General features: G+C 78.7%; 1 protein-coding gene. It reads right to left on the bottom strand.

Going from position 1 to position 1,090, the window contains the following annotated elements; all coding sequences use genetic code 11:
• On the bottom strand, window positions 1–1,040 hold a 1,040-nt coding region (locus tag CTKZ_RS20440), incomplete at its 3' end, for a DUF4350 domain-containing protein (protein WP_148090541.1).
• Between the last annotated feature and the right edge of the window lie 50 nt (window positions 1,041–1,090).

Below are 1,090 nucleotides of genomic sequence, written 5' to 3'. Positions count from 1 at the left end.
GCGTCGACGAGCGCGTGGGGCTCGGCCGAGCGGGGCAGCCCGAGCCGGGCGGCGCACCGTGCGGCGGTCCCCGCGCGCAGCGCGGCGGCGGCGTGGCCGTACGAGCGTGACCTGCGGTAGAGGCGTCCGCGCCCGCGGGTGGTCTCCGCCGCCGGGACGACGACGGGCAGCGGCTCGGGCACGATGCGGCCGAGCCGCCGTCCGCGCCAGACCGCCGCGACGAGCACCACGACGAGCAGCTGCAGGCCGAGCACGGGGACCCACGGCGGCAGGATGTCGCCCGTGCCCGGGCCGCTCGCCTCGCCCATGGTCTCGAAGGCCGACGGCAGGTACCAGACGAGCCGCTCGTGCCGTCCGAGCGCGCGCAGGACGAGCGCGGCGTTGCCCTCCTCGGCGAGGAGCGCGTTCGTGAGGATGCGCCCGTCGGAGAGCGCGGTGACGCGCCGCTCGCCGTCGACCACGGCGTACGCGCCGACGGTCGGGTCGTCGGCTGCGGGGAAGCACACGACCGCGTCGTCGCTCAGGGCCTGGAGGCCGGGCGCCGCGGTGATCGTGCCGGCCGCGATCGCGTCGGGGTCGTCGCACGCGGCGGGCAGGTCGCCGTCGGGCCAGTAGCCGGCGTCCCCCGAGACGCCGTCGGTCGCCGACTCGAGCAGCCACGGCGAGTCGACGACCACGAGGTCGGCCTCCGTCCCGACGACCGCGTCCACCGCGGCCTGGTCGAGCAGGAGGTCACCGTTGACGACGAGCAGCGTCGAGCCCGCGCGCGCCTGCGCGACGGCGTCGCCGAGCCGCGTCACGTACCGGATCTCGACGCCCTGCCGCTGCAGGATCTGCGCGGCGGCGCGCGCCCCGCTGGGCGCGGGGTTGTCGGGCGCGAAGGGGTCCGTCGAGGTGCGGGGCGTCGGCAGCGCGGCGAGCAGCCCGACGAGCACGAGCAGGCCCACGATCGCCAGGGGGAGCCGCCAGCGGCGCCAGCGCCCGGTGGCGCGCGAACGGGCGGTCGTCCCGTCGCCCAGGACGGCGGCCGGGGCGCTCACGACGGCACCACGAGCCGGTCGCCGGCCGCGGGGGCCGCGGTCGTCGGGCG

The organism is Cellulomonas algicola, assembly GCF_003851725.1.
Classification (GTDB): Bacteria; Actinomycetota; Actinomycetes; order Actinomycetales; family Cellulomonadaceae; genus Cellulomonas; species Cellulomonas algicola.
Note: the sequence above shows the minus strand (reverse complement) of the source record. Positions and strands in the feature narration are given on the sequence as shown.